This is a genomic window from Deltaproteobacteria bacterium, from assembly GCA_029210625.1.
Lineage (GTDB): Bacteria > Myxococcota > Myxococcia > SLRQ01 > SLRQ01 > JARGFU01.
Map to the genome: position 1 here is coordinate 39,847 of JARGFU010000022.1, position 22,225 is coordinate 62,071.

Here is a 22,225-nt window from a genome sequence, read left to right on the forward strand (position 1 = left end):
CCTAGCCGCAAGTTCCAATGTCGTTGTGGCAGTCGCTCTCGGACCAGCTGCCACTCGGTCCCCAGTTGGCCATGTTGCTGTCGGTCGCAAATCCGTAGCCGGTGGTCGGCCTGCGGTAGGGCAGCGGATCGGTGTCGACCACGATCGGGTAGGGCCGCTGCCAGCCGTGGGGGATCATCCCGTGGCACCCCGAGCACGCCACGTTCCCCCCGTGCCGCCGGCAGTGCAGGTTGTCGCCGCCGGCCACCCGGAAGCCGGTGGCGGTCGAGTTCTGGCTGCAGTTGTTCCCACCGTAGACGCTCGGATCGTGGCAGCGGTGACAGAAGTTGTTGGCGGTGGTCCCGCCGGTGTTCTGATCCCAGACCCCCCCCACGAGCATGTAGTTCACCCCCGAACCGTGGGGGCCCTTGTCGCTCGCCGCATCATCGGTGTTGTGGCAGTCCGAACAGGTGATCTCGGCCCCGGCGGACCAGCCGCCCACGAAGGAGCCCGTGGTCATCGTGCTGTCCCGGGTGACGGCGTGCATCCGCTGGTTGTTCGGGTTGAAGTCGAGGGCCAGGTTGGTGCGCAGGCCGCCCGAGAGGGTGTCGCCGGGCGCTCCGGTGCCCCAGGCCCAGTCGGAGTGGCACTTGAAGCAGATCTGCCACTCGGCGGTGACCGGATCGATCACGGAGTAGGCGGTACCCGCCGGCTCGGTCCAGGCCCCCAGGCCGCTCCAGTCGACGTCGACCCCGCTGACCCCCTGGAGGGGGCTGTCGCCTCCGAGGGTGCGGGTGCCCTGGGAGTGGAGGGTCGCGCCGGCCTCGTGGACGTCGTGGCAGTCCTGGCAGGCCACGTGCCGGTTCGCCCCGAAGTAGGTGCCGTCGCCGAAGGCGGCCGAGGCCTCGGCGATGCTGTCGTGGACCGTGTCCGAGAGGACCGGGTGGGCCCTGGTGTCGGCGAGAGGTGTCTGGATGTCCTTGCCGGCGCCGGTGCCATGGCACTCGAAGCAGAGGAAGCTCGCCGCCGCGTTGTTGCCGATGGGGCTGCCGTGGAGGAGCGAATCGTAGCGGGAGTAGTGCACCGCCGCGAAGGGCAGGCCGCTCTCGGTGGGCGAGCTGTCGTCGGGATCGGCGTGGCACTTCGTGCAGTTGCGGCCGAAGCTCGAGCCGTCGTGGAAGTTGTAATAGCCCGTGACGTAGTCGTGGGCGCTGCTGGCGTAGGAGAGGGCCGAGATGGCCGGGTGCAGCTCACCGCCGATGGTCACCGGGTATTGGTGGCAGGAGGTGCAGCCGCCGCCGGTCGAGAGGGCCCCGTCGAAGTCGGTGGCCATGGCCGGGTCGGTGGCGGTGCGGCTCGCCGCGGTGCGGGCGTCCTCGTAGAGGTTGTTCTCGTGGGTGGTCAGGACTCCCTCGGTGTGGGGGTGGTCGTTGTGGCACATGTTGGTGCAGCTGCGCGCCGCAGGCGCGACCGAGTCCAGGGGGTTGGCCCAGGTGGCGTCGGGGCTGGCGGGATCGAAGCTGTCGTTGACCAGCGTGACGTTCCCGATGGCGTGGCGGCTGACGATGGTCGCCCCGCCCAGGGTCGTGGTGGTCGCGCCGTTCATCCGCACCCAGAGATCGTTGTGGCAGCCGTTGCACTCGACGCCGCCCTCCGACTCGCCGGCGGCGAAGCCTCCGGAGTGGCCGTGGCAGCTCACGCACTTGGTCGTGTAGTGCCCCGCGGTGCCCGGGGTGCTGTCCGAGTTCCGGAACTGCGGAGTGCCTCCCACGTTCTGGGTCTGGGTGTGGCAGACCTCGCAGGGGCCGGTGCCGGTGCCCGTGGCCAGGCCGTAGGGCTCTACCCCGGTCGTCATCAGCCGGAAGTCCACGGCCTTCGCGCCGCTGTTCGGGGTCTGGATGGTCTCGTTGACCAGGTAGATGTTCCGGCTGCCGTGGGGGTCGTGGCAGGTGCGGCAGGTGAAGGTCGTACCCCAGGTGCCGTAGTCGGTGGAGGTGTTGTCGCTGTTGTGGACCTTGAGGGCGTGGCAGCCGGTGCAGAGCGAATCGTCGTTGTCCCGCCGCAGGAGGTTCCCGTCGCCGGCGCCGATGGTGATCGGGCCGTCGTAGGTGACGCTGCTGGAGTCGGCGTAGTGCGGTCCGTGACAGGAGAGGCAGGTGACGTTCCCGGTGGTGTACGAGCCGCCGCCGCTGGCCAGGACGATGTTGTTGGTGATGTTGCCGTCGGAGTCGACCTCGAAGGTGTCTCCCTTCAAGGGCGCGCTCGAGAGGGCGGTCCCCCAGGTGATCCGGGTCGCGGTGGAGGAGGTGATCTGCCGGTACTGATTCACGTTCGCGCCGCTGGTGAAGCGCACGAAGCTTCCCGTCAGGTCGGGCCAGGCCTGGGCCGCGTGGTCCAGGTAGGTCGGCGAGGGGCTGTCGCTGGCGACCGCCCCCTTGATGTAGGGCAGCTGGACGTCGAAGACGGTGTCGCCGTCGGCGTCGGCGTCGAGGGGCCGGGACCAGAAGTTCTGCGTCCGGCAGGGGCCGGCGCCGCAAGGATCGCCCAGGACGCACAAGCCGTCCGAGGGGAAGTAGCCGGCGCCGATGTCGCACTCGTCGCAGTTGGGTCCGGTGTAGCCCGTCTGGCAGGAGCAGACCGGCGCCGGGGTCAGGTCGCAGACCCCGCAGCTCGTGCCGTAGTACTGCCCGACGCAGTCGCAGATGGGCTGCTCGTTCTCGTCGACGTAGCAGGTCCCTCCGTTGAGGCAGGTGACCCCGGTGCAGGGGTTCGTGGCGCGGCACTCCCCGTTGCGGGCCTGGTAGCCGCTGGCGCACGCATCGCAGTTCGGGCCGGCGTAGCCCGCCGGGCACTGGCAGTAGTAGTTGCCCACGGGGGTGCACTGGGAGCAGGTCGCCCCGAACCACTGGCCGGTGCAGTCGCAGACCGCGCTGTCGTTCTGGTCGACGTAGCAGGTGCCCCCGTGCTCGCAGACCACGCCGCTGCAGGGATCGGTGTTCACGCAGACCCCGTTGCGCAGGGTGTAGCCGGTGTCGCACTGATCGCAGGCGGCCCCGGTGTAGCCGGTGTCGCAGGTGCAGCTGTAGCCGCCGGGCACGTACTGGTTCGGACCCCAGTTCTGGCAGGTCCCTCCGGTGAAGGCGGCGTCACCTCCGCAGGTGTCGGACTCCGCCGGGACGTAGCCGGTGTTCGTCGTGAACATGATGCCGTCGAAGCCCGGCCGCTCCTGGCCGCCCTCCCCGTTGTTCACCGAGATCGTGCAGGAGAGGACGTGCCCCCCCCGATCGAGCTGGATGGCGCCGTTGGCGTTCGCGGCCGCCCAGCACCAGCGCTCGGTGAAGCCCAGGCCGGTGCAGCCCGTGCCATAGGTGCCGGCGTTCATCCCGTCCTTGGTGAGGCTGAACGCCAGCGTCCCCACGCCCGTGACGCCGGTGAGGGTGCAGTCGTAGTCCTCACCGGGCTCGATGCTGTCGTCGCCCGAGACTCGCATCCAGAGCTTGAAGCTGGTGCCGTCGGGGGACTGGGTGGTGAAGGTCTGGGTGAGGGTGATCGTCTCGGTGCCCTGGCCCTGCTGGGTGTCCAGGCTGCAGTCGGTGCCGATGGCGCCGGCGAGGTTGATCTCGTCGCCGACGCAGGAGCTCGAGACGCAGGGCTGCCCCGCCCCCTGCGCCGCGTTGTTGGCGCAGACCTGGACCTCGGTGCCGGCGGCCGGGCCACTGCAGTCGCCGTAGCCACAGCGCTGGGGCGTGCCGGTGCAGGTCAGCGCCGAGCAGGTGGCGCCTCCGCCCCCGCCCCCGGTGAAGCCCGCGGAGCAGGTGCCGCAGTCGCCTCCGGTGAAGCCCATGGGGCAGTCGCAGTCGATCTCGTCGAGGTTCGGGGTGTCCTGGCAGGCCCCGGACACGCCGTTGCAGGAGCTGGCCAGGCAGTCCTCGTCCGGGATGCAGACCTTGTCGCTGTCCCGGTGGTGCTCTCCAGCGACGCACTCGACGGTCTCGCAAGCGAGGGGTGAGCAGCCGGTGCAGTCGAGGCCGAACCACTGGCCGACGCAGTCGCAGACCGGGTTGTCCCCGGCGTCGACGAAGCAGGTGCCGCCGTTCTGGCAGGTCACGCCGCTGCAGGGATCGGTGTTCACGCAGACGCCGTTGCGCATGATGTAGCCGGCGTCGCACTGATCGCAGGCGGCGCCGGTGTAGCCGGTGTCGCAGGTGCAGGAGGGCGTGCCCGGGTCGTAGACGTTCGGTCCCCAGTTCTGGCAGGTCCCGGCGGTGAAGGCCGCGTCACCCCCGCAGGTGTTGGTGTCGTTGGGCGTCTTGGCGGTGTCGGTGGTGAAGAAGATGCCGTCGAAGCCGGCGAACTCGTTGACGTCGCTGCCGGTGATGGTGCAGGAGAGGGTGTGGGAGCCCTGCTGGAGCTGGACCGTCCCGGCGGCGCTCGGCGCCGCCGCCCAGCACCACTGCTCGGTGAAGTTGATATCGGTGCAGGCGGTCCCGTGGGTGCCGGCGCCGAGGGAGGCCTCGGAGAAGGTGAAGGAGAGGGTCCCCGAGCCGGTGACCCCGGAGAGCGTGCAGCGGTACTCCTCGGTGCCCCCGTCCCAGCTCGCGTCGGCGGCGATCCGCATCCAGAGGCGGAAGGCGGTGCCGTCGATCGACTGGGTGGTGAAGGTCTGGGAGAAGGTCAGGGTGTAGGTCCCGACGTCGGAGCAGTCGGTGCCGATGGCGCCCCCCACGGTGGTGCCGTCGCTCACGCAGGAGGTCGAGACGCAGGGCTGCCCGGCGCCCTGGTTCGCGTTGTTCGAGCAGGCCTGCTCCTCGATCGCCACCCCGCTGCCGACGCAGTCACCGAAGCCGCAGCGGTTGCCCGCCGTCACGCAGGCGTCGGCGGTGCAGGCTGCTCCCCCGCCGCCTCCCCCGGAGAAGCCCGTCACGCAGGTCGTGCAGACCTGGTCCGCGAAGCCGAGGGGGCAGTCACAGTAGTACTCGTCGCCGTTGGGGGTGGCCTGACAGGCGCCGCTCACGTCCCCGCAGGCGCCGACTCCGCAGGCGGTGTCGGGGACGCAGACCGCATCGACGTCCCGGTGGTGCTCTCCCCCGGGGCAGTCGCTCAGGTTGCAGTCGGCGGTGAGGGTCGCGCAGGTGCCGGCGCCACAGGCGGCCCCCTGGGCGCTGCAGGTGTCGCCGACGCAGGTCCCGGCGGTGAGGGTGTACCCCGGCGAGCAGCCCGCGCAGGCCGGATCGGCGAAGCCCACCGGGCAGTCGCAGACGATCTCGTCGCCGCTGGGGTTGGTCTTGCAGGCGCCCAGGACGCTGTTGCAGCTGGTCGGCACACAGCTCTCGTCGGCGATGCAGGTGCCGTCGAGATCGGCGTGGTGGTTCGTGGGCAGGCAGGCGCTCGTCGAGCAGCCCGGGGGGTTGGAGATGCCGCAGGTGCCGAAGCCGCAGGCTGCGGCGTCGACCAGGCAGGCCTCGGCGGCGCAGGGCGTCCCCGAGAAGCCGCTGGCGCAGACCGAACAGCCGCTCCCCGAGGCGCCCACCGGGCAGGAGCCCGGCAGGGGGACGTTCACCGGGTGGGAGAGCGCGGCGCCGGTCCAGGTGCCGTGGCCGGCATCCTGGAGATCGCGAACCTGGTGACAGTTCAGGCACATCTGCCCGTAGGCGTTCTCGGAGCGGAGGAAGTGCCTGCCGGCAAAGCCCGCGGTGGCCGGCGCCCGGGCGTCGGCCGGGCGCTTCGCCTGGAGGTGCTGATCGTGACAGGTCGAGCACATCAGGGTCGCTCCCCCCTCGAGCCGGATTGCCATCTCGGGGTCGGTGGGGAAGTTCGCCGCCAGGGTCGGATTGTCCACCGCCGCGTCCCAGCGGTGGGAGGTGCCCGCCGTGCCGGGGGTCGCCTGATCCCCCAGCGAGAGGGGGAAGGCGTTGGTGTCGTGGCAGGAGAGGCAGAGGTTCACGTTGCCGCTCACGCTGGTCAGGGTGAGCCCCGCTGACTGGTGCCCGACGTGGCAGGCGGCGCAGCCCGAGGGGATCTCGCCGATGCCGTGAGGGGGATCGGTGGCCGCCGCCGGCCCGGCCAGGCTCCCGGCCAGGAGGAGCGCGAAGAGCCGCACGCCGGCCCGGCGCCGGGGGAGCGCCAGGAGCGCCAGGACGAGGAGCGCGAGGAGCGGCCCCCCACCCTCCCCGCTCTGCTGGCAGCCGCAGCCGGCCTGGGGATCGACCGGCGGCGTGCCGCCGTCCGCGCCGCCATCGACGGCCGGGCCCCCGTCGGGCTCGCCGCCACCGTCGGTGGAGCCACCGTCGACGCCACCGTCGGGATCGGTCCCGCCGTCCGGGGTGAGCCCGGGCACCTCGGTGGCAGAGGGGAAGACCTCGCTGCCGACGAAGATGGGCGGCACCTCCTCGGGCGGCACCTCCAGCTCGACCAGGGCGGAGCGCCCGAGGTAGCGGCCGTCGTCGGCGGTCAGGCCGAAGCGATAGAGGCCCGGCAGCTCGGGAGCGAAGGTGGCGAGGGTCGAGCTGCGGCCGCCCAGGGCGGCCCGGGGCCCGTTGACCTGGTACCAGAGGTAGCCGGGACGATCGGCGCCGTTCGCGTCGAAGCTGCGCGTGCCGTCCAGGGTGATCGTGTCACCGATGCGACCCTCACCGGCCGAGGCCAGCACGATCGGCACCTGGGCGCCGAGAGGATCGTGGATCGAGCCCGCGAGCTCGACCGCCGGCCCCACCAGCCGTCCGTCGTCGGCCTGGACCGCGAAGCGGTAGTGACCCACGGCGAGGGGGAAGAAGCGCACCCGCGCCGGATCGAGGCGCTCGAGGAAGACCGTGGCCCCCCCCAGCTGTTCGAAGAGGCAGGTGATGGCCTGACCGTCGGCGTCGAGGTCGGCCCCGCAGTCCAGGGTGACCGGCTTGAGGAGGTTCCCACCGAAGGTCGGCTCCGGGCTGATCCGGGGCAGGCTGTCCCCGGGCTCGTCGATCATCACCAGGACCTCCGCCGGGAGACCCTCGCCCGCCGGGTCGAAGGCCCCGAGGCGGAAGCGGTAGACGCCCGCCTCGGGCGCCGTGAAGGTGGCGACGCCCGGGGTGGGGCGCTGCAGGCTGACCACGGGGCCCTCCAGCTGATCCCAGTTCAGCGCCAGGACGTCGCCGTCGGGATCGACGCTGCCGCTTCCGTCGAGGATCACCTCTTCGCCCACGAGGGCGGCGATCCGCTCCGGCGCCACGGCCGTGGGGAGGCGAGCACCGGGACCATCGACGCGGAGCGTGGTCCGCCCGGTGGCCGAGAGGCCGTCGGCGTCGGTGACCTCCACCTCGAAGACGTAGGTGCCATTGATCGCTGGGGTCAGGGTCACCTCGGCGATGCGCGGATCGTTCAGGGCGACGGCGGGGCCGCCCAGCTGGCTCCAGCGGAAGCTCAAGGGGTCGCCGTTCGCGTCGTGGGAGAAGGCCGCCGAGAGGGTGACCGCCTCGCCGACCATGGCGTCGACGATCGGCCGCAGGTCCGGAGAGGGCGGCAGGTTCATCACCTCGATCTCGGTGACGACCTCGGGGAGGGTCGCGCTCGCGTCGGAGACCGTGAGCCCGAAGTGGTAGATGCCCGCTCGCCGCAGCGCCACGTGGTCCTTGCGCTCCTCGAGGAGCTCCACGGGCTCGGGACCGTCGATCTGTCGCCAGAGCAGCGTGAGGGGCTCGTTGGTGGGATCCCCGAGGCTCGTCGGCTGGAGCCGCAGGTAGCGGGGAGGCGTCGTCACGACCGGCTCCACGCTCACCCAGGGGAGCTGGTCGCTGGCGTCGTTCGGGTTCCGCCCGGCGTGCAGCTCCTGCCCGTCCGGCACCCCGTCCCCGTCGCCGTCGGGGTCGAAGGGGTCGGTTCCATTGAAGTACTCGTCCAGGTTGGCGAGGCCGTCGCCGTCGGGATCCGCCCAGGCATCCCGCGCGTCGTTGGGGTCCGTCCCGTTCAGCACCTCCCAGCCGTCGGGGAGACCGTCGCAGTCGGCGTCCCCGGCGCAGAGGATGGGCTGCACCCCGGTGGGGGGGAGGTAGGTCACGACCCGGCCGTTGCCGGCATCGGCGATCCAGATCCGGCCCGAGGGACCGACGGCGACGTCCTGGGGCGAGTGGAGCAACCCGCTGACGTGGCCGTGCCCCCCGATGGTCCCGAGGAAGGTCCCGTCACTGGCGAAGTCGACCAGGACGCTCTGGAAGGCATCGACGATGAGCCGCTCACCGTCGGCCTGCCGCAGGTTCCCCGCCGGCCGGACCAGCTCGCCCGGGTTGGAGCCCTGGACACCGAAGGTCCCGAGGACGAAGCCCTGGTCGTCGACCTCGAGCAGCACGCTGTAGCGCGTCTCGGAGAGCCAGACGTGCCCGTTGGTCTGGTCGACACCCGCGGCGATCGGGCGGTAGCCCGAGGGCAGCAGGCGCCTCCAGAGGCGCAGCCCGCTTGAGGCGTAGCGGGAGACCCGGGGGGGCGTCGACTCGAGGGCGAGGAGATCGCCGCCCGGGAGCCCCACCAGATCCAGGGCGCCGGAGAGCTCTCCCGCCCCCTGCCCCGCGGCCTGGACCACCCCTCCGCTCGCGTCGAGGCGGTAGAGCCACCCGCCCTCGCTATCGGCGACCCAGACTCCGCCATCGGACGTCGGCACGAGGCCGGTGGGGACCCCGCGGGCCGCGAGCACGGCGGCCAACGCTCCGCTCTCGGTGTAGCGGACGATCTGGCGGCGGCGGGGATCGGACGCCCAGACGCCCCCGGTGGGGACGTCGATGATCCGGTTGGGGAAGAAGGTGATCGATCCCGCCGGCACCGGCAGGGAGGCGCCGAAGATCGCGGACGCCACCTCGACCTCGACGGTGCGCTCGGAGGTGACCCCCAGCGTGTCGCTCACGACCACCGTGACCTCCTGGGCCCCGAGGACGACCGGCGCGGTCCAGGTGACCCGCTCGGGATCGGCGTCGGCCTCTCCGGTGATCGTGCCGGCCGAGGCGCTCCAGACATGGCTCAGAGTGCTGCCCACCGGCGCCGAGGTGATCGCGAGGAGCTCGCTGGTCTGGCCGGGGCGGATGAGGGTGGGGGCCACCTGGATCTCCGTGACCACCACCGGCTGCACGTCGGCCACGGCCACGCTCCGGGCGAAGACCACGCTCTGGAGAGGGGTGGGGAGGAAGCCGCCGCTGTCGAAGACCGAGCAGGCGACGGTGACCGCGGGGGTGGCGGCGGCGGGCGCGGTCCAGACCACGGTGGTGGCGGTGTGGGGGCTGGGGGGGACGAGATCCAGATCGAGGGTGGTGACGCCGCCGGGCAGGGTCCCGGCGCTCACCTCGAAGCGCACCCGGGTGACCTGACCGTCCGGATCGTGCGCCCGGCAGGTCAGCTCGATGTCGGCGCCGAGGGGAGCGGGGGCCGTGGAGAGCTGGAGGGCATCCACCAGGGGCCGGTCGTTTCCGAGGCCACCGGCCCACGCGGTGGGAGCCTGGACCACAGCCGCGCACACCACCACGGCCGCGATCAACGAGCGAGAAATGCAAGATTTTCTCACGACACACTCCTCCCCCGCACGCCCGAATCAGTTCAGGAGCCAGGTCGGGAGTAGGCGCCTCGGGCCCGTCGCCTTCTACGCCATAAACCACCAGAAAATCAGTGGTTTACAACCTCCGTCTCCGGCCCGGACGGGAGCGGTCCGAGCGCCACGGTTTGGCCAAACTATCGGAAAAAAAACCTGCAAGATTGGGACCTTAAGAGGCCCTGCCTGGGTCGCCGGGCGAGCTACTCGCCGACCTTGTCGAGGACGATGCCGAGGGCCTCGGCCACCTCGAAGATGCGCTGGTCCCGGTAGAACTCCTGGAAGACGATCCGCTTGATGCCGGCGTTGGCGATCGTCTTGAAGCAAGGCCAGCAGGGGGAGGCGGTGGTGTAGATCGTCGCCTCGTCGATCATCACGCCGTTCTTCGCGGCCTGGATGATGGCGTTGGCCTCGGCGTGGATGGTGCGGACGCAGTGGCCGTCCTCCATCATGTGCCCGGCCTCGCTGCAGTGGGGGCGGCCGCGGATCGAGCCGTTGTAGCCCGTCGAGAGGACCGTCTTGTTCCGCACGATGACCGCGCCCACGTGCTTGCGGTCGCAGGTGGCCCGGGAGGAGACCACCCGGGCGATCTCCATGAAGTAGGCGTCCCAGTCCGTCCGGCCGTCCGGCTGAACGGCGCTCGCTTCACTCGTCGACATCAGGCACTCCCCGCTTGGCGTTTCGTTGGTGAACGCCGCGCGGGTCGCCCCCGATCAGTCCGCGTAGCGCGCTCGCATCAAAGCCAGAACGGCACCGTGCGCGCAATGCTCACAATAGCCGTGACGCTCGGTGAGCCCGGAGAGCAGGCGCTCGACGTCCTTGCGGGCCTCCGGCTCGAGGGCCGCGCGCCCCTCCTCGTCGAGGTACTGCAGGAAGTGATCGTGCACCTTCACCAGCTGGCCGCGGCGCGCCGCGTGGTGGTGATCCCGCAGCCGGCGGTAGAGCACCGGGAAGATCTTCGGGTAGTCGAGGGGGCCGTCCTCCCCCGGGTGCTCCAGGCGGTAGGCGCCCACCCGGCCGATGAGGTCCTTGCGGAAGCGCTCCCGGTCCTCGTCCTTGGCGGCGAAGATCCCCTCGAGCTCCTGCATCATCCGCTCGTCCGGCGGCTCGTCCTTGCCCGTGACCTTGTTGTGCTGGGTCTCTCCCTTCACCCAGGCCGAGAGGGTCACGATGTAGCGCTCGAAGGACTCCCGGAACTGCGCCTCGGCCACGAAGCCGAGGGCCTCGCGCACCTCCTCGTCGACCGCGTCCAGCCAGAGCTCCCGCACCTGCTCCAGGAAGGCCGCGTGGTCGTGGTAGCCACCCCGGGGCTCCATCTGGAGGAAGGCGTAGACGCTCTTGTCCTGGAGGATCTCCTCGATCTGCTCGAGCACCGCGGGCACCTCGAGGCAGAGGTGCCCGGGATCCTGCGCCGCGTTCATCAGGGCCCCGCCCACCTCCCGGGGGCTGGGCCCGAAGCGGCCCTCGTAGACCGGCGCCCCCTCGGACTCGCCGAAGAGGGCGGGCACCAGGGCCGCCAGCATCTTCTGCTCCTCCAGGGAGAGGCGCTCGGGGGGCTCGCCGTGCTCGTAGAGCTCCATCTTCTCCACCGGCGTCAGGGCGGCCACCAGCGGCCGGACGGCCTCCGGGAAGGCCTCCGGCTCGGGCTGCCAGAGCCGGCCGAGGATGGCCCAGCGCACCGCGGTCTGCAGGGCGTGGGGGGCGACGTGCTTGCCCGCCGCCGCCTCGGCGACCCGGCGCTCGTAGATCGCCCGCTCGTCCGAGAGCCGGCGCAGGTAGGGCACCCGCACCAGCTCCATCCTCCCCTTGAAGGAGCCGAAGTCGGGGATCTCCTTGAAGGCGCCCAGGTGGGCCTCGTTGGTGCTGGCGATCAGCACCGCGTCGAGCTGCAGGACGAGGTGCTCCATCCGCACCTCGCCGGTCTCGCTGGTCCCCAGCAGGTACTTGAAGGCCTCGAGGGGCCGCTTGAGGAGATCGGCGTACTCGATGATGCCCCGGTTGCCGCTGACCAGGGGGCCCGCCGCCTCGAGGATGTTCACGGTCTGCAGGGCCGGGGGCAGGGAGGAGGCGCTGCGGTCGAGGGCCAGCGCCCGCAGGGCGGCGTCCACCGACATCTGGGGCTCGACGGTGACCGCCCCCTCGACGTAGCGGCGCGAGTAGGTGAAGCGCTCCACCTGCACGTGGGCCATGACCCGGGCGTAGTTGCCCCGGTAGGCGTTCATCAGGGCGTCGAAGATCGTGCGGCACTTGCGGCAGGGGCCGCCGTGGGCGAGGTGCGCCGAGGGCACGAAGGAGGGGTCGGCCTCGCGGGCCACTGCCAGCAGGCGCTGCCGGTCGGCCACCGGCACCAGCAGCAGGGGGTGGTCCTTCATCTCGCAGCCGAGGCGGGCGTCGATCTCCCCCGCCTCGAGGTGCGCGAAGCTCACGACGGGGCCGCTGCCGCCGCCGAAGCCACCGAAGCCCACCGGGCCCTTCACGAACTCGGTCTTGGGGAAGACCCAGCCGAAGCGGTAGGCCGCGCCCTCCTGGGTGCGGGAGTAGGCCTCGAGGGCGTCCATCATCACCGCCACGATGCTCGACTTGGCCGAGCCGTTGGGGCCGTGCAGGACGATGAGGCGGTCCACCCTCCCCTGGCGGGCGAAGTTCTCCAGGATCCGCAGCAGGCGCCGGGCCACCGCGTCCTGCCCCGCCACCGCGCCCCGTCCGTCGGCGAAGGGGGCGTCGAAGAGGCGGTGTCGGCGGAAGGCCCCGGTGGGGACCCGCCGCTCCTCGCTCCCGAAGTGCTCGAAGGCCCCCAGGAGCATCTGGGGGGCGCTGCGGGCCCAGGCCGCAGGCGACCTCAGGTAGCCCTCGAGGTAGGCGTCGAAGGAGAGCAGGCTGCGCCCCTCCTCGAAGCGGCGGGTGACCGCCGTGGCGACCTCTTCCAGGAAATGACCGGCGTCCATGGGACCCTCCCTCCGTAGACCACTCTAGGCCCAAATCGCCCCTGGCAGGCAGCGAAGTGGCCCGGGCGGGCCCGGCTGGCCTCCCGACCGACGCCGCGCGTCAATTGTGGACTCGAAGGCTCCCCCCTCCTCCGACCTTTGGTTACAATCCCCAACCGTGAGCGTCATCATCGGAATCGACCTGGGGACCACCAACTCCTGCGCGGCCTTCATGGACCCGTCGGGGAAGGTGAAGCTCATTCCCTACAAGGATGGCACCCACACGATCCCCTCCATCTTCGCGGTGGACGACAAGGGGAACGAGCTGGTGGGGCACGACGCCAAGCGTCAGTGGCAGCTCAACCCACGCAACACGATCTACGCCTCGAAGCGGTTGATCGGCCGGAACTACAAGTCCGACGTCGTCGACACGATGGCCAACGTCGTGGCGTACGAGATGCACGAGGGCACCGAGGAGAACGAGGTGCTCATCCGGGTCGGCGGCCGGGACTTCCACATGTCCGAGATCGCCGCTCGCATCCTGGAGAAGGTGCGGGGCGTGGCCCAGGACTTCCTCCAGATGCCGGTCACCCAGGCCGTGGTCACCGTCCCGGCCTACTTCACCGACCGGCAGCGGCAGGCGGTGAAGGACGCGGGCAAGAAGATCGACCTCGAGGTGGTGCGGATCATCAACGAGCCCACCGCCGCGGCCCTCGCCTACGGCGTCGGCAAGCAGATGAACGAGACCGTGCTGGTCTTCGACCTGGGCGGCGGCACCTTCGACGTCTCGGTGATCGAGATCCGGGACCGGGTCTTCGAGGTGAAGTCCACCGGCGGCGACATCTTCCTGGGCGGCATCGACTTCGACAACGCGCTGATCTCCTTCATCCTGGGCGAGTTCCGCTCCGAGCACGACATCGACCTCTCCACCGACCCGGTGGCGATGCAGCGGATCAAGGACCTGGCCGAGCGCACCAAGATCGATCTCTCCGAGCGCGAGTCGGTGCCCTTCTCGATCCCCTTCGTGACGATGACCCCCCAGGGGCTCCCCCTGAACATCGACGTGACCATCGACCGGGAGCTCTTCCAGGCCCTCACCTCGCCGCTCCTCGAGCGCTGCGTCGCGAAGGTCGACGAGGTCCTCTCCGAGGCGGGCTTGACCGCCGACCAGATCGACGAGGTCATGCTGGTGGGCGGCCAGTCCCGGATGCCGCTCATCCACCAGCAGCTGACCGAGTACTTCGGCCAGGCGCCCTCCAAGGCCGTGCACCCGGACGAGGCCGTGGCGATCGGCGCCGCCCTCTACGCCCACAGCCTCGAGGACGACACCGAGCTGCGCATCCAGCTCCTCGACGTCATCCCCATGGCCATCGGGCTCGAGCGGGCCGGCGGGAAGTTCCACAAGATCTTCGACCGCAACGCCCCCCTCCCCAACGCCAAGGCCATCACCGCCACCACCAGCTTCGACGGCCAGAGCTCCCTGGCGATGCGCATCTACCAGGGCGACGCCGACGAGGCCACGGAGAACGAGCTCCTCGGCGACTTCCTCTTCGAGGGCATCAAGTCGGCGGCCGCGGGCTCGGCGCGGGTCGAGGTCACCTTCGATCTGAACATCGAGGGCATCCTCACCATGTCGGCCAAGGATCCCGACTCCGGACGCGAGATGAAGACCACCGTCCGGGTGAAGGCCAGCAGCTGATCCACGGGGGTGCCGCGCACCCCCGCCCGATCACCCAGCTTTCTTCTCGAGCGCGAGCACCGGCTCCTCGCCGCGCTCGATCACGCCCTTGGTGATCTTCACTTCCTTGACCCCCTCCTGGAAGGGGGTGTCGTACATGATGTCGAGCATGGCGTTCTCCATGATCGACCGCAGACCGCGGGCGCCGGAGGAGCGCTCGACGGCCTCGCGGGCCACCGCCCGCAGGGCGCCGTCGGTGAAGTGGAGCTTCACGCCCTCCATCTCGAAGAGCTTCTGGTACTGCTTCACCAGCGCGTTCTTCGGACCGGAGAGGATGGTCACCAGGTCGGACTCGGAGAGCTCGTCCAGGGTCGCGATGACCGGCAGCCGGCCGACGAACTCGGGGATCAGGCCGAACTTCACCAGATCCTCGGGCTCGATGGCGGCCAGGAGCTCGCCCACGGTGTTGTCGGCCTTGGTGGCGATCTTCGCGCCGAAGCCCAGGCCCTTCACGCCGACCCGGCGGCGGATCGTGTCCTCGATGCCGCCGAAGGCGCCGCCGCAGATGAAGAGCACGTCGCTGGTGTCGACCTGCACGTACTCCTGCTGGTTGTACTTCTTGCCGCCCCGGGGGGTGACGTTGGCGCGGCTGCCCTCGACGATCTTCAGGAGGGCCTGCTGCACGCCCTCGCCAGAGACGTCCCGGGTCACCGAGGGGGTGTCGCCCTTGCGAGCGATCTTGTCGATCTCGTCGATGTAGACGATGCCGCGAGAGGCCCGGTCCACGTCGTAGTCGGCGGCGTGGAGGAGGTTCTGGATGATGTTCTCCACGTCCTCGCCCACGTAGCCGGCCTCGGTGAGGCTGGTGGCGTCGGCGATCGTGAAGGGCACCTCGAGCATCCGGGCCAGGGACTGGGCCAGCAGGGTCTTGCCGGAGCCCGTGGGGCCCAGGAGCATGATGTTGCTCTTCTGGAGCTCGACCGGCTCCTCACCGGCCGGCCGGCTGCCCGCGGTGGCGGTGCCGCTGCGGCGGTTGGTGCGCTTGGAGTGGATCCGCTTGTAGTGGTTGTAGACCGCGACCGCGAGGACCTTCTTGGCGCGCTGCTGGCCGACGACGTAGTCGTCGAGGAAGGTCTTGATCTCCTCCGGGGTGGGGAGGTTCATGCTCGAGGCTTCGTCCTCGCGCTCGGCCTCCTCGGCCACGATGTCGTTGCAGAGCCGGATGCACTCGTCGCAGATGTAGACCGTGGGGCCGGCGATGAGCTTGCGCACCTCGCGCTGGCCCTTGCCACAGAAGGAGCAGGACAGATTTCCGGGTTGATGATCGCGACGACTCATGAGGCTCGTTTCGAGAGTACCACCATTTTGGGCCCGTACTTCCTTTTGTACAGCGTTTCGAGGGTCTGTGGGGCGCCCTAGGCCGCCCGCTCGGCGGCCAGGGCCTCGAGGTCGGCGGCCAGGGCTCCGGCCCGATCCTTGAGCTCGGGGGGCACGATGGCCAGGCTCTCGGTCGCCTCGGCCAGCTTGGCGGCCGCCCGGGCCAGCTTCTTGAGCCGCACGTGGACCGGGGGCTCCGGAGGGGGCGGGGTCGGCCAGCGGGTCTTGAGCATCTTCTGGACCTTGGCCGCGGTGGGCGGGCTGCCCTCGAAGACCTCTCCCCGGAAGGTGGCGTACTCCTGATCGCCGATCTGCCCCTTGTCCTCGGCCTCGGTGAGGACCCGCAGGACCTCGAAGTCGGGGAGCTTGGCCCGGGCCTCCGGGCGCTCCCGGGCCTCGGCCAGGAGGCTGGGCTCCCGCCGCTCCATGAAGCCGTAGGTGGCGGTGAGCTTGTGGGCGGTCGCCTTCTTGATGTGCAGCTCGCGCTCGCAGTAGCGCTCGAAGTCGTCGAAGCCCCACTCCTTGTAGACGGCGGCGTCCCGCACCTGGGTCAGGAGCTGGCCCAGCTCCACCCAGGCGTGCTTGAAGTCCAGCGCGCTGGCCAGCACCTGAAATCGCAGGGAGCCGGGCGCCAGCTGGGCCAGGCGCTCCTCGATCGCGATCATCGACTTGGTCTTCTTCGTCATGGGCCGGATCTCATACCCGACCCCCCGGCCCCTTGCCACCCGATCGCCTCCACCGCGGCGCTTGCGGGCCCCAGGGACGGGCCCTCCCGGGGGACGCTCACCTCCCGCCGGGCCCGTGCCGGCTCGCCACACCGCCGCTAGGCCCGGCTCCGGCTCGCTCGGCAGCGGCACCGCCCGGATCGGAGGTGCGCGAGCGGCCGGGCGGTACCGCCGACGCCCCCGAGAGGGCCCGTCCCTGGGGCCCGCGCGCCGCTCTCGAGAGACCGCGCGCAGGCCGCGCTATCGGGAGACCGGCCCCCGTTCTTCGATGGTAGCCCGGGAAACCAGGCTCGCGGAGGGACCACTCGGTGCTGAGAGGCGAGCGTCCCCCGGCCAGGTTGCTCCCCCTCAGCCCGCGAAGGCCGCAACGGAAGCACGCGCGTTTTCGGGCGAAGCCCGAAAAGGTGCCCGAACCCGAAGGGTTCGCGTCAGCGGATGGTGAAGGACTGGCTGACGGTCGGGCGCTCGCCGTCGAAGGGCTTGAAGCGCCACTTGGCCATCTCGCGCTGGAAGCACTTCTCCATCGGCGTCCCACGCAGCTGCCGGTTGTCGATCCAGATCTTGCCGACCTTGCCGGCGTTGGTGACCACGAACTCGAAGGGGATGCTGCCCTTGAAGCCGGTCCGCTGGACCTCCTCCTTGATGCAGGGGAAGAGGGTCGAGGACTGCTTCTTCAGCACGCTCTGGATGTGGCCCATGTCGTACTGGGGCTTGCCCATCGCCAGCCCGTCGGAGTCGGCCGGCCCGGTCTCTCCGCCGGGGGCCTGGGTCCCGGCCGCGCCCGCGGAGGCCACGGCGGTGCCCTCGGGCTTCTTCTCGGTGCCGCTGGGCTTCTTGCCGGTGGAGCCGGGCTTCCTCCCGGAGGTGGCCGGCTTCCTGCCGCTGGTGGAGGTGGCGCCCGGGCGCCGCTCGCCCTCGGGCAGGTCCACGTCGAGGTAGTCCTCCCCGGCCTCGCCGGAGAGGTGGGTGGAGAGGGAGGCCAGCGCGATCACCGGCGGGCTGACGGTGATGCCGATCTCGGCGAGCTCGGCGGAGCTCTCACCGATCCGCCGGGAGGTCACGTAGTACCAGGCCCCGCCGGCGACCATGGCCACCAGGATCACCGCCGAGACGGCGATGACGGCCAGCTTCACCCGGCGGGAGCGCCGGCGGGCGGCCTCGTCGCTCTTCTTCTCCCGCATGACCCGGGAGCGGGCCTGCGCCTTGGCCACGTGGACCCGGAAGAACTCGAACTCCCGCAGGTGCCTCCACTCGCCCTCGTCCTCGTTGGCCACCATGGACTCGGGGGTGATCTCACCCGAACCGAGCTTGTCGATGATCGTCGAGGCCGGGACGGGCCCCATCAGGAGGTCCCTGTCCTTGAACAGCCACTGTCCGCCACTCGTGCCCAGATCCATGCTCGTCATTCGGGGTGCCCATCTTGAAGTTCCGGGCGGCCTCTCTGCCGCCTTGCCCTCGCTTCCCCGATGCGACGCAGTCTAGCATGAACCCGATGCGATACGCGCTTCGGTTGGCCTACGACGGAGGGGCCTTCGTGGGCTGGCAGCGCCACCCCGGGCAACGCACCGTGCAGGGGGTGGTGGAGGAGGCCCTCGCCGAGCTGGGCTGCCCCACCACGGTGCAGTGCGCCTCCCGCACCGACGCCGGCGTGCACGCCCTCGGGCAGATCGCCCACTTCAAGGCCGAGGAGGCCCTGCCCCCCGACCTGGCGCCCCGGCTCGCCGCCCGGCTCCCGGCCGACCTGCGCCTCCACGGCCTGGTGGAGGCCCCGCCCCGCTTCCACGCCCGCTTCTCGGCGCGGGGGAAGATCTACACCTACCTCGTCTGCCTCCCGGCCGCGCCGGAGCGGATCGAGGCGGACGCCTTCCTCCGGGAGCGGGTCTGGACCCTCCCCGATCCCCGCTCCTTCCCCGAGCGGCCGGCCGGGGGCGGCCTCGATCTGCCGGCCATGCAGGCCGCGGCCGACGCCCTGCGGGGCCGGCGGGACTTGAGTGGCCTGGCCACGATTCGCCGGCCGGTGCACGACCGGCGGAAGACCCGCCGCAAGATGGGGGTCCTGCGCTGGCGCTCCCTGCCCTACCCCGGCGAGGCCGGCGGCGTGCTCCACGCGCTCACGGTGAGCGGCGACGCCTTCCTGAAGCACCAGATCCGCAACCTGGTCGGCCTCCTCGTCGAGGTCGGCTACGGCCGGATCGCGCCGGCCGAGGTCGCGGGGCTGGTGGCTTCGCGGCGGACCCACCAGGGTCCGCGGGCACCCGGCCGGGGCTTGATGCTCCAGCGGGTGCGCTACCCGAAGGGACTGGATCCCTTCGGGTAGGCGAGCGGACTAATCCAGCAGGGCGCGACGGACCCGACGCAGCTCGTCGGAGAACTCGCGGTCGATGAGGGTGGTGACCAGGGCGTCGAGCTCGTCGTAGGCGGTCTCGAGGCGCTTCTGGTCGGCGTCCAGGGGGAGGCTTCCACGGATGGTGGCGTTCATCTAGCGATTCCTCTCATGCTCGACCGCCTCCTTGTAGAAGCGGGCGAAAGGCAGCTCGTTGACGTTCTTCTCGGCGACGATCCGGTACCAGCGAAGCTCGGTGCTCATCCTTCGTCCCTTCAGATCAGGTGGGCGTACTTGCCCAGCAGGTCGGAGATGGCCTCACGGAGGTACTCGCTCTGACGCACGCGGGTGTGGACCGAGAGGTCGCGGAGGCGCTCGTAGTCCTCGCGGGGGAGGCGAATCACGAGTCCAGTGAGGCGGCGGGTCTTCGGCGATGCGTCGTACACGGGTCCTCCGGGGCGGGGGTTGTCCTACATCCACCTCCACCGTAGCAGCGGGTAAGACACGGTCAAAAAAGTTACCCGTCTCACCGTGGAAAAGCCGTGCACGTCCACGTGCACGTTCACGTTCACGGCCTTTCCCTAGAACCGAAGTTGAAGCGCGGCTCTCGCCTCGGCCCAGCCGAACATCGCGGCGCCGGCGGTGCCCAGCGCGCCGAGCTCGAGGACCAGCCCGGCGTCGGGCCCGAGCTCGTAGATCATGCCCCCCGCCGCCCGCAGCCCCGCCTGCGGTCCCCCGTGGTAGGCGAGCGCCAGCTCGATCTCGAGGAAGGTCTTCCAGCGCTCCCGCCCGAAGTAGGTGCGGTAGCCACCGGAGAGCATCACCCCGGGCCAGGCGGCGAGGTAGCTGCCGCGCAGGCGCAGGCCCACCTCGTCGCCGGAGCCCTCGAGGCCGCGGGCGAGGCGCAGCTCGAGCCCGATCCCGGGGCCGTCCTCGGCCTGGCCCCGCAGCACCGAGCGCATGGCGTAGAGGAAGACCGGCGCCACCTCGAGGACCGTCCGGCCCGCGTGATCGAGCCCCCGCAGCGGCGGGTCGAGGTAGCGCGCGCTCCCCTGCCCCGCCGGTGCCGCCGCGGCGCCCAGCGGCACGAGCAGGAGGAGGGCGAGCAGCAGCCCGCCCACCCGCGAGGGAGCTGTCGTCATGGCCCCGGGTCTAGCGGCGCCGGCGAAGCCCGAGGAGCGCCAGGCCCGCGAGGAGGAGCGAGAGCCCGAGCCCCGTGGGCCCGCGGGCGCTCTCGCAGCCACCGGCGGGCTGCAGGGCCGAGCGCAGCTCGGGGATCGAGCTCTGCCAGACCAGGGTCTTCACGTTGCCGGCCTCGTCCCGCACCCTCGCCTCGAGGCTGCGATCGTCGACGCCGAGGGTCGTCTCGGCCTCCGGCCCGAAGGAGGTGAAGGCCCCGCCGTCCCGGGCGAAGGCGTACTCCAGCCGCCCGGCCGGGGTGACGTCGTCCCGGGCCTCGACCCGCACCACGCCGCTCTCGGGCTCGACCAGCAGCCGCGCCGTGGGGGCGGCCCAGTCGATGATCACCTCGGCCGCGGCCGGGGTGGGATCGAGGGTGTGGTAGTCGTCCAGCGCCCGCGCGCGCACCTCGATGCGGTGCCGCCCGGGCAGCAGCAGCTGCCGGGCCCGCACGGTGATCTGCCGGGCGGTCGAGAAGGGCGACCAGAAGCCGCCGTCGATCCGGTACTGCCACTCGAGGCCGGGGGAGCCCTTGCGCGCGTCGTGGCCGCTCAGGGCGAGCCGGACCTCGGGCCGGGGCAGCGGGACGCCGACGACGGGCCGCATGGCCTCCTCGAGGGGCGTGCGCACGTCGAGGACGGTCACGCCCGTCTCGACCACGAAGGGCGCCGGGGTGGCCGGGTTGAAGAGGAGGTCGGCCAGGATGCCCATGTGCTCGAAGTGACCGGGCTCGCTGGGGCGCGCCACCATGCCGCCGATCTTCTTCACGTCGAGGCCGAAGCCCTGCAGATCCGGCAGGGCGATGGGGCCGAGGGCGTCGGCCAGCATCGGCTCGATGAGGCCGATGATCGCCGGGATCAGGTCCTCGAGGACGGCCGGATCCTCGGCGAGGATCTCCGAGTTCATGGCCTGGATGTTGGTGACCAGGCTGCCGAGGTCGCCCAGGATCGGCACCAGCTCGTTCTGGGCGGTGAACTCCAGCGCCAGCGGCAGGGCCAGGTCCATCTTCAGGGTGAAGAGGCGGACCATCCGCTCCTCGATCTGCGCGTAGAAGTCGAGGTGCAGGTCGGGGAGGTTCACCGTCAGCAGGGGCTCGTCGATCACCTTGACGCCGTTCTCGTCGTGCCAGGTGCCCGCCCCGATGTCGACCGTGGGCCGGTCCTTGGGCCGCAGGCCGATGAACATCGGCGCGTTGCGGCCCTCGGTGAGGCTGTCGAGGCTGGGCAGGAAGGTCTTGAAGAGCCCGGCGGAGATGAGATCGAGGGTGTCGCTGCCGATGTTCAGGCAGAGGCCGCCGCCCCGGTAGAGGTCGTAGAGGAACTTGTCGAGGAAGCGGTCGGAGACCCCGACCCCCGCGTGGAAGCTGTTGACGCCGGCGTTGGTGGCCTCGATGGGGAAGTCGATCCGCGGCGGCGGGTCGGTGGCGGGCAGGCTGCTCGCGTCGGGCACGCAGGCGTGGGGCTGGGCGTAGGAGCCGGTGATCACGCGCAGGTCGAGGGGCGCGCCGTTGACCCGCACGTAGGGGTCGGCCACGGGCTGGGCCTCCTGGCCGGGGGCGACGAAGACGTCGATCGGGGCCGAGGCGCCGCCGGTGAGGGCGCCGAGGAGCTGGCCGACGTCGAGGTTGCCCACCATGCCCATCGGGGAGCGCACGCAGGAGGAGGTGGTGGGGTTCATGCACCAGCCGGTGGAGCCGTCGCAGGTGGCGCCGCCGCCCACGCCCGTCGCGCAGCCCGCGGTGAAGTAGTCGCAGGGCATGCAGGTCATGTCGTCGATGGTGCCCTGCACCTGGCCGTTGATCTGGTCCTGCAGCATGCCGTTGGCGAAGCCGGCGATGAGGTCCCGGATGAAGCCCCAGTCGGCCATGTCGCAGAGCAGACCGCCCTCGACCCGGAAGTCGTTGCACGAGAGGGAGACGTCGAGGTTCTCGAGGTCGAAGGTCGTCACCTTCATCAGGGGGTCGACGCCAAGGACGACGTCCGCGCTGATGGGCTTGTTGGTGACCGTGATCGCCAGATCGAAGTTGATCTCGGCGCAGACGAAAAGGTTCTGGCAGATGCCCAGGGGGATGTTCGGCGCGGTGACGTCGAGGTTGGCCGAGAGGTGGAGGCGATCGGCCGCGACGGTGGAGAGGGCGATGTCGTGGATGTCCGCCGTGATCGGGCAGGGGCTGCCGCCCTCGCAGATCACCTGCTGGCTGTTGCAGCCGAAGGTCGGGCAGCTCATGTTGCCGCCGGCCGGCATGTCGAAGGCCAGCCCGCCGGCCATGAAGCTCTCGACGATCGGGGTGAAGTTGGCCTCGACGTAGTTGAGGCCCTCGGGGGTCACCTGCAGGAGCATGCCGTCGTAGATCTTCTCGGCCTCGTCCATGTCGGTGGCCAGCGGCGTCTCACCGCAGCCGCAGCCGCTCCCTCCACTGGAGGAGCACCCCATCGCGACGAGGACGAGGGCGGAATAGGTGAGGCTCTTCGGCAGGCGGCGGCGACGCATACGGGT

At 70.8% G+C, this 22,225-nt stretch carries 12 protein-coding genes; 2 read left to right on the forward strand and 10 right to left on the reverse strand.

Annotated elements, in window-relative coordinates; all coding sequences use genetic code 11:
- Nucleotide 1: 1 nt before the first annotated feature.
- The 3 genes from P1V51_19170 to P1V51_19180 all read right to left on the reverse strand — a co-directional run bounded on the left by P1V51_19170 (nt 2) and on the right by P1V51_19180 (nt 12,468).
- On the reverse strand, nt 2–9,388 hold the full coding sequence (locus tag P1V51_19170; protein ID MDF1565166.1) for a cytochrome c3 family protein: 9,387 nt from the start codon (nt 9,386–9,388) through the stop codon (nt 2–4).
- 338 nt (nt 9,389–9,726) lie between these two features.
- Nucleotides 9,727–10,182 (reverse strand): cytidine/deoxycytidylate deaminase family protein, encoded by a 456-nt coding sequence (locus tag P1V51_19175; protein ID MDF1565167.1) that lies wholly within the window; start codon nt 10,180–10,182, stop codon nt 9,727–9,729.
- A 54-nt stretch (nt 10,183–10,236) separates the two neighbouring features.
- On the reverse strand, nt 10,237–12,468 hold the full coding sequence (locus P1V51_19180; GenBank protein ID MDF1565168.1) for a serine protein kinase PrkA: 2,232 nt from the start codon (nt 12,466–12,468) through the stop codon (nt 10,237–10,239).
- Between the two features lie 157 nt (nt 12,469–12,625).
- Between P1V51_19180 and P1V51_19185 the strand changes: the two genes are divergently transcribed.
- Nucleotides 12,626–14,146, forward strand: a complete 1,521-nt coding sequence (locus P1V51_19185) for an Hsp70 family protein (GenBank protein MDF1565169.1) — start codon at nt 12,626–12,628, stop codon at nt 14,144–14,146.
- Nucleotides 14,147–14,176: 30 nt separating this feature from the next.
- Here P1V51_19185 and clpX read toward each other — a convergent pair whose 3' ends face one another.
- From clpX to P1V51_19200, 3 genes are all read right to left on the reverse strand, one after another.
- Nucleotides 14,177–15,463, reverse strand: coding sequence for an ATP-dependent Clp protease ATP-binding subunit ClpX (gene clpX / locus P1V51_19190; protein MDF1565170.1), 1,287 nt, complete (start codon nt 15,461–15,463; stop codon nt 14,177–14,179).
- 77 nt (nt 15,464–15,540) lie between these two features.
- Nucleotides 15,541–16,188, reverse strand: coding sequence for a hypothetical protein (locus tag P1V51_19195; GenBank protein MDF1565171.1), 648 nt, complete (start codon nt 16,186–16,188; stop codon nt 15,541–15,543).
- Between the two features lie 467 nt (nt 16,189–16,655).
- The gene (locus P1V51_19200) at nt 16,656–17,633 is read right to left on the reverse strand and encodes an AgmX/PglI C-terminal domain-containing protein (protein MDF1565172.1); all 978 of its coding nucleotides are present in this window, start codon (nt 17,631–17,633) and stop codon (nt 16,656–16,658) included.
- 86 nt (nt 17,634–17,719) lie between these two features.
- Between P1V51_19200 and P1V51_19205 the strand changes: the two genes are divergently transcribed.
- Entirely contained in the window at nt 17,720–18,544 is an 825-nt protein-coding gene (locus P1V51_19205; protein ID MDF1565173.1) for a tRNA pseudouridine synthase A, read from the forward strand.
- Between the two features lie 9 nt (nt 18,545–18,553).
- Here the strand turns inward: P1V51_19205 and P1V51_19210 are convergent, their stop codons facing one another.
- The 4 genes from P1V51_19210 to P1V51_19225 all read right to left on the reverse strand — a co-directional run bounded on the left by P1V51_19210 (nt 18,554) and on the right by P1V51_19225 (nt 22,219).
- Complete coding sequence (locus tag P1V51_19210) at nt 18,554–18,706, reverse strand: hypothetical protein (protein MDF1565174.1); 153 nt, start codon at nt 18,704–18,706, stop codon at nt 18,554–18,556.
- Between the two features lie 119 nt (nt 18,707–18,825).
- Nucleotides 18,826–18,996: a ribbon-helix-helix domain-containing protein gene (locus P1V51_19215; protein ID MDF1565175.1), complete on the reverse strand. Its 171-nt coding sequence runs from the start codon at nt 18,994–18,996 to the stop codon at nt 18,826–18,828.
- A gap of 135 nt (nt 18,997–19,131) precedes the next feature.
- Complete coding sequence (locus P1V51_19220; protein ID MDF1565176.1) at nt 19,132–19,692, reverse strand: hypothetical protein; 561 nt, start codon at nt 19,690–19,692, stop codon at nt 19,132–19,134.
- 10 nt (nt 19,693–19,702) lie between these two features.
- Nucleotides 19,703–22,219 carry a hypothetical protein gene (locus P1V51_19225; GenBank protein MDF1565177.1) on the reverse strand — a complete coding sequence of 839 codons (2,517 nt, stop codon included), beginning with the start codon at nt 22,217–22,219 and terminating at the stop codon, nt 19,703–19,705.
- Nucleotides 22,220–22,225: the final 6 nt, after the last annotated feature.

What these genes read in the sequence shown, in the direction of transcription:
- P1V51_19200 (MDF1565172.1), bottom strand. Translation starts at nt 17,633, where the DNA reads ATGACGAGCATGGATCTGGGCACGAGTGGCGGACAGTGGCTGTTCAAG.
- clpX (MDF1565170.1), bottom strand. Translation starts at nt 15,463, where the DNA reads ATGAGTCGTCGCGATCATCAACCCGGAAATCTGTCCTGCTCCTTCTGT.
- P1V51_19180 (MDF1565168.1), bottom strand. Translation starts at nt 12,468, where the DNA reads ATGGACGCCGGTCATTTCCTGGAAGAGGTCGCCACGGCGGTCACCCGC.
- P1V51_19175 (MDF1565167.1), bottom strand. Translation starts at nt 10,182, where the DNA reads ATGTCGACGAGTGAAGCGAGCGCCGTTCAGCCGGACGGCCGGACGGAC.
- P1V51_19210 (MDF1565174.1), bottom strand. Translation starts at nt 18,706, where the DNA reads ATGAACGCCACCATCCGTGGAAGCCTCCCCCTGGACGCCGACCAGAAG.
- P1V51_19205 (MDF1565173.1), top strand. Translation starts at nt 17,720, where the DNA reads ATGCGATACGCGCTTCGGTTGGCCTACGACGGAGGGGCCTTCGTGGGC.
- P1V51_19220 (MDF1565176.1), bottom strand. Translation starts at nt 19,692, where the DNA reads ATGACGACAGCTCCCTCGCGGGTGGGCGGGCTGCTGCTCGCCCTCCTC.
- P1V51_19195 (MDF1565171.1), bottom strand. Translation starts at nt 16,188, where the DNA reads ATGACGAAGAAGACCAAGTCGATGATCGCGATCGAGGAGCGCCTGGCC.
- P1V51_19225 (MDF1565177.1), bottom strand. Translation starts at nt 22,219, where the DNA reads ATGCGTCGCCGCCGCCTGCCGAAGAGCCTCACCTATTCCGCCCTCGTC.